Source organism: Deltaproteobacteria bacterium, from assembly GCA_029210625.1.
Lineage (GTDB): Bacteria > Myxococcota > Myxococcia > SLRQ01 > SLRQ01 > JARGFU01.
In genome coordinates this window covers 54,986-61,034 of sequence record JARGFU010000028.1, presented here as the reverse complement: position 1 = coordinate 61,034, position 6,049 = coordinate 54,986, and the positions used below count along the sequence as shown (strand labels likewise).

The 6,049-nt window shown below is 69.8% G+C and carries 6 protein-coding genes; 2 read left to right on the top strand and 4 right to left on the bottom strand.

Annotation, left to right across the window (positions count from 1 at the left end; genetic code table 11):
- From P1V51_21250 to P1V51_21235, 4 genes are all read right to left on the bottom strand, one after another.
- Positions 1-538 (bottom strand): transposase (locus tag P1V51_21250; protein ID MDF1565578.1); only part of this gene is annotated, 538 nt, incomplete at its 3' end.
- Between the two features lie 480 nt (positions 539-1,018).
- Positions 1,019-2,335, bottom strand: a complete 1,317-nt coding sequence (locus tag P1V51_21245) for an ATP-binding protein (protein MDF1565577.1) — start codon at positions 2,333-2,335, stop codon at positions 1,019-1,021.
- Positions 2,332-2,616, bottom strand: coding sequence for a hypothetical protein (locus tag P1V51_21240; protein MDF1565576.1), 285 nt, complete (start codon positions 2,614-2,616; stop codon positions 2,332-2,334). The genes P1V51_21245 and P1V51_21240 overlap by 4 nt, the downstream gene beginning before the upstream one ends.
- A 28-nt stretch (positions 2,617-2,644) precedes the next feature.
- Positions 2,645-3,739 (bottom strand): PEGA domain-containing protein, encoded by a 1,095-nt coding sequence (locus tag P1V51_21235; protein MDF1565575.1) that lies wholly within the window; start codon positions 3,737-3,739, stop codon positions 2,645-2,647.
- A 170-nt stretch (positions 3,740-3,909) separates the two neighbouring features.
- On the opposite strand from P1V51_21235, the gene rpmB reads away from it, so the two are divergent.
- Positions 3,910-4,101, top strand: coding sequence for a 50S ribosomal protein L28 (gene rpmB, locus P1V51_21230; protein MDF1565574.1), 192 nt, complete (start codon positions 3,910-3,912; stop codon positions 4,099-4,101).
- A gap of 205 nt (positions 4,102-4,306) precedes the next feature.
- Complete coding sequence (locus P1V51_21225; protein MDF1565573.1) at positions 4,307-6,046, top strand: DUF6178 family protein; 1,740 nt, start codon at positions 4,307-4,309, stop codon at positions 6,044-6,046.
- Positions 6,047-6,049: the final 3 nt, after the last annotated feature.

The window sequence follows — 6,049 nt, the reverse complement described above, 5'->3', positions numbered from 1 at the left end:
TGAAGTCCTCCTCCGTCAGGTCCAGCCTTCCCTGCCTGCGTGCCCGGTAGAACGAGGTCCGGTCCACCCAGAGACCCTCGGTCGGAGTACCCCTCGTGAGGGCCTCGACGGCGTTGAGGCCGGGCCAGAGCGCCGGATGGGTGACGAGGCCTTCCTTGCAGCCGTTCTCGAAGATGTAGCGCATCCGCTCGATGAGAGAGGCTTCATCGACGATGGGGATCACCCGATGGCGCCGGGCCCAGAAGGGTCCCTCCCATCCGTAGAGACGGCCGGCCTCCCGGGCGATGTTGCCCATGACGAAGCCCATGAAGGACGAGAGAACCCTCGGAGAGGCAGCGGCGGCGAGGAGGTGAAAGTGGTTGGAGAGGAAGACGAAGTTATAGATGTGGACGTCGTAGCGTTCCTTGGCGATGGCGAGGATGCCGGCGATGAGGGCGTTGAGCCTCTTGCAGGGTTTGAGGAGAAAGCGCCCCTGGGTGGTGCGGGCGGTGATCTCGACGGGTTGCCAGGGCTCCGAGTAGCGCAGTGGACGTGCCATGCGGGAGCCATCAGCAAGGGAGGGGCCAACATGGAACCCCCTAAAAATACGGGGCTTATGGCCCGGTAGACACGAAACTGGTCCGGCCCTCAATCAGGCTGGCCGGGGATCGGTCCGCCAAGTGGGTGGTACCTTTCTCTCTCTCTCTCTGTACCTTTCTCTCTCTCTGTACCGTTCTCGGTCCGCCAGCCAAGTGGGTGGTACCTTTCTCGGCCAGTACCTTTCTCCGGGCCAAGTGGGTGGTACCTTTCTCCGTACCTTTCTCCGGTACCTTTCTCCGTACCTTTCTCGGGTACCTTTCTCGGGGCCAAGTGGGTGGTACCTTTCTCGGTAGTACCTTTCTCGGTACCTTTCTCGGGTACCTTTCTCGGGGCCAAGTGGGTGGTACCTTTCTCGGGTACCTTTCTCGGGTACCTTTCTCGTGTACCTTTCTCGATCCCCGGCCAGGGGAGGGCTCGAGGGGCGTTGCCACCCTCCCCTTCAGATTGCCCTGGGCAGCCAGACCTTGAAGCTGGTGCCCTCGCCCGGCGTGGAGTCCACCTCGATGCGTCCATGGTGGTTGCGGACTACCGCCCGGACCACCGCCAGGCCCAGGCCCGTGCCCTCCTCCTTCGTCGTCACGTAGGGGTCGAAGATCGTCGACAGGTGCTCGGGGGCGATGCCCTCTCCCTCGTCGCTGACCGTCACCAGTACCGAGTCGCGCTCGGCCTGCGCGGACACGCGCAGGGCGCCTCCGTCGGGCATGGCCTGCGCCGCGTTGAGCACCAGGTTGTTGAAGAGCTGGAGGATCTGGGCGTGGTCGAAGGAGAGCTCGGGCAGGTCCCTGGGGAGCGCCAGCTGGAACTCGATGTCCCTACGCGCTCTCACCAGCAGCGCGGCCTCCTCGAGGACGGGCGTGATGGGCTGCAGGCGCTGCTGGGTGACCTGCTTCCGGGAGAGCAGCAGCAACTTCTGGGTCAGCTCTCCGACCTGGTGGATGGCGATCATCGCGTCTTCCAGGGCCCGACGCCCCACGCCGGCCGGAGGATCCTTGATCTGCACGAGCTCGACGTTGCCCGAGATGGACATCAGGAGGTTGTTGAAGTCGTGAGCGAGGCCGCCGGCCATCACGCCGAGGGCCTCGACCCGGGACATCTCGAGCATCTGCTGCTCGTGCGCCAGCTGGGTGGCCAGGTCACGGATGACCACCACCGTGCGCACGCCATCGACCAGGGCCCTGCCGACCGGGGCGATCCGGACCTCGAGGGGCCGTCCCGCACGGCGAGAGCGAAGGCGGACCGGCCCCGCGCCACCTGCGAACTCCAGGAGGCTCTCCTCCTCCTCGACGCTGAGCGGCTCCCCTTCCGAGTGGTCCAGGAGGTCCCGGAGTCTCAGGTCCCGGGCCGGCTCGAGCTCTCCCAGGAGCTCCGTCGTCGCTCCATTGGTCCAGCGAATGCGGCCGAGGGCGTCGATGCCGATGACCGCGTCCCCCACGGCCTCGAGGGTCGCGGCGAGGACCCCCTCCTCGGCCGCCAGCTTCTGCTGCACCGCGTTCCGGGAGGCGACGTAGACGAAGAAGAGGAAGAAGGGGAGGAAGAGGATCTCGAGGAAGTCCTCGTAGGGATCGAACGCCGCGGTGATCCCGCCGTGCTCGAGCAGGTTCGAGACGCTCACCAGGCCGTAGGTGAGCATGGACACCGCGAGGAAGATCCGGGCAGGGCGATCGAGGAGCCGGTGCCGAGCCACCAACGAGAGGCCGAAGGCCATGAAGAAGGTGAGGCTGGCGACCAGCGCCGCGGCGACGACCTCGATGGTCATCGTCGCGGCCTCTCCTCGCGCACCGAGGAGCGCACCAGGCGCAGGGTGCCCACTAGGAAGGCGACCCCCGCGAGGGCGTAGCAGTTGTGCTCCAGCGTGTCGAAGAGCGCGTGCCAGACGAAGCCCTCGACGATGGTGAAGACGTAGGCCAGGCCGATGAGCGCCACGCCTGCGACCATCCAGCGCAGACCGGGAAGCTCGAGACCGCGGATCACCCACGCGAGCGTGACCAGGGCGATGATGCCGTAGACGAGCGTGACGGCTTCACTGGGCTGGACCATCTTGTTCGGAGGGGACCGCAGGTGCGGTTCAGCGGCTCAGATCGCGGATCAGCAGGTAGGTGGCCGTCCCCATCGCCGCCGCGCCCACCCCGAAGAAGACGTTCGCCTTCATCGCGCTGGACTGGGCTGCCTCGTTGAAGGACTGCACCTGGAGCTGCACGGTCTCGGCGCGGGCCGACTTCACCTGGGAGTTGGCGTTCATCCCGAAGTAGGCGCCGCCGCCCAGGGCGACCACGCCCAGCCCCGCCGCGAACCAGGTGGGCAGGCGGATGCTCTTGCGCTCGGGGGTGACGGTCGTGGAGGCCAGGGGAGGCAGGGCCATCCGCGCGGCCTCGGTCGGGCTCAGGTCCGAGATGGTGGTGATGGCCGCCTCTCCCCCGGTGGGGGCCGTCGCGTCCACGGCGGGCTCGTCGAGATCCGCCAGCGGGATCTCGTCCAGCTTCACCTCGAGGGTGTGCTCGAGGCTGACCTCGGCCCCCGGCTGCAGGAGCACGAGGCGGCTGACGTCCTCGAAGCCCTTCGACTCGACGTCCACCCGCACGGCGCCGGCCTTGGCGACGAAGCCCTTCACCGGGGTCTGGCCGATCAGCTGCCCGGAGATCCGCACGTCGGCGCCCTCGGGCTGGCTGGTGATCGAGAGCTTCCCCTTCGCCTCGAGCTTCCCGGCCTCCACCACCAGTCCGTAGGCGGCGGCCTCGACCTCTCCCTCGTTGAAGATGGTCAGCTGGCTGGAGCCGCCCCCGCCGCCGGGGAGGCCCCGGTGGAGGACGACCTGCATCACGTACTCACCCCGGACGATGTCGAGGAGCCAGACCTCGCCCTCCACCGACTTGGCGATCCCGTCGTAGCAGGCCGCCCGCCCGGCGCAGGCCGCCGCGAGGGCGGCGAGGGGGGCGCCGGCGGCGGCGGTGACCTGACGCGGCGGCCGCAGGGCGAAGCCCGCGTCCTTCAGGCCGGTCCGGGCGCCCTTCAGGGCGTCGGGGGCCTTCGCGTCCTCGCCCAGGGCGCCCAGGGCGATCGGCCCGCGCTCCTGCGCCGGGGCCGCGAGGGGCAGGATCAGGGCCAGGAGGGCCACCAGGAACAGGGTCCACCGACCCCCACGGAGTGCTCCATCAGCTCGCATGGGGGGCAGCCTATCACTTCTCCGGCCCCGGTGTGGATCCGGCACCACCCCACCCAAGTGCCTGTAATTACTTGACTCGGCTCAGGGATCCGCCGGACCGGCGACCCCCCCTTGCAAGGCGGCACGCCATTGTGTATCTACGCCGCTTCGCTTCACGTCTGGAGTAACAAATGGCTCGTCGCTGTGAACTTTGCGGGAAGGGTCCCCAGTCGGGGAACAACGTCTCCCACGCCAACAACAAGTCTCGCCGCCGCTGGCTGCCCAACCTGCAGAAGGTCCGGGCCGTGGTGAACGGCGCCACGAAGACGCTTCGCGTCTGCACCCGCTGCATCAAGTCGGGTCGCATCGTGAAGGCGGCCTAGGCTGCGCTCGGGGCTCTCCCCGAACCATCTTCGAGCATTCGGATACGGGCTGGCCCCACGGGATCCCAGCGTTCAGGGTTGAAGACACACGTTCACCGGTGCATCCGGCAGCGGTGGACGTGAACCTTTTAGAGCGATGGCCCTTCGAGGCCGGCCCGTTCCTTTTTCTTCTTTCGAAGGCACCGACTCAGCCGAGAGGTAACCCGTGGCCGACGCGTCCTCGAAGATCGTCCCCCTCGCTCCCGCCAGCGAGGCCCTCGGGCGGCAGATCGCCCACTCCAGCGGCCGCAAGCGGATGGACGTGCTCCTCTCGAAGGAGAACGCCCGCTCCCTCATCCGGGCCCTGCCCACCGAGGACCTCTACTACCTGATCAAGGACGTGGGGCTCGCCGACGCCGGCCTGCTGGTGAGCATGGCCACCCCGGAGCAGTTCCAGGGCTTCGTGGATCTCGAGGCCTGGGAGCCCCACCCCGAGGGCGCCCAGCTGCAGACCGACCGGGTCCTCGAGTGGCTGGAGGTGGTGCGGGACGCGGACGACGAGGCCTACCGGCCCAAGCTCCAGTCCCTCGACCTCGAGATCATCGAGCTGATCCTGCGCGGCGGGCTGCACATCGTCGATCGCCGCGAGGAGGAGGAGGCCCCCCGGCCGCCGCCGCGGCCAGGCTCGGAGGACCTCACCTGGGAGACCACCCCCTGCGGGAACTTCTACGTGGCCTACACCGAGCCCGACACCACCGAGGGCAAGGCCCTGCGCCGGATGCTCGACGAGATCTACGCGATCGACGCCTTCGGCGCCGCGCGCCTGCTCTCGGCGGTGCGGGTCGAGCTCGACTCGGAGCTCTCCGAGGCGGCCCTGCAGGTGCGCACGGCCCGGATGGAGGACCTCGGCTTCCCCCCCCTCGAGCTGGCCCTCGGGCTCTACGCCCGCCGGGATCCGAAGGCCGAGCTGCCGGCCCAGCCGGCCTCCCCGGAGAACGTGCCGGGCTTCCAGCTCGCCCAGCTGCCCGCCGAGAGCTTCCTCCAGCGCGCCGCCGGGCGGGTGCTCGGGGTCGGGCCCCGCACCCACCTCGATCGCGCCCTCCTCTACCTCTGCAACATGGCGCTGGTCGCCGACCGGGTGCCGACCCACGACGACGAGGCGGTGCGGCTGACCACCGCCCGGGTGCACGCCACCCTCTCGCTGGCCCTCGAGGAGCTCTCGGGGGGCGACGAGGCCGTCGCCTCCGGGCTCCTCCAGGAGCGGGCGCTCAAGGCGCTCTTCCAGGTCGGCTTCACCCTCGGCCTCGACCTGCAGGCGGCGCTGAAGCGTGCCCTCGAGGGCGCCGGGCTCGGAGGAGAGGCGCTCGCCTCCCACTTCGACGAGCCCGAGCGCAGCGGCATCGAGGGCCTGCTGCAGCGGCGCCCGGTCCTGGCCCGGGCCGTGACCGAGGCCCACCGCCGCGGCTGGCCGGGCAACCCCGAGGCCTACCTCGAGGAGGGCGAGGCCCCCCTGGGCGAGCTGCCCGAGGGGTACCTCCCCTTCTCCAGCCTCGCCCAGCTCGCCCTGGGCCGGCAGGTCGTCGAGATGGCCGGCGCCGCCGCGAGGCTGCTGGGCGCCGGGGGCGCCCTCCACCTGGAGGCCCACGAGGAGGACGAGACCTCCCCGGCCCTCGCCGCCCGCATCGCCACCCTCCTCTGCGCCCGGGCCGCCGGACGCGAGGGAGGCCTCGCGCCGCTCACGCCCGAAGAGGCCTCCCGGGGGCTCGCCGCCCTCTTCGCCCCCGACGGCGCGCTCGTCCTCGAGCCCTGGCGCACGCTGGCCGCCGAGCTCACCGGAGAGGACGAGGGCGCCCGCCGCATGGTGGCCCGGGCCTTCGCCCGGCTGGTCGCCGAGGTCCGGCCGGTCTACCTCGCCGGCGACACGCCGGACCCGCGCTTCCTGCCCCTGCTCTGGCTGGTCGACTGAAGC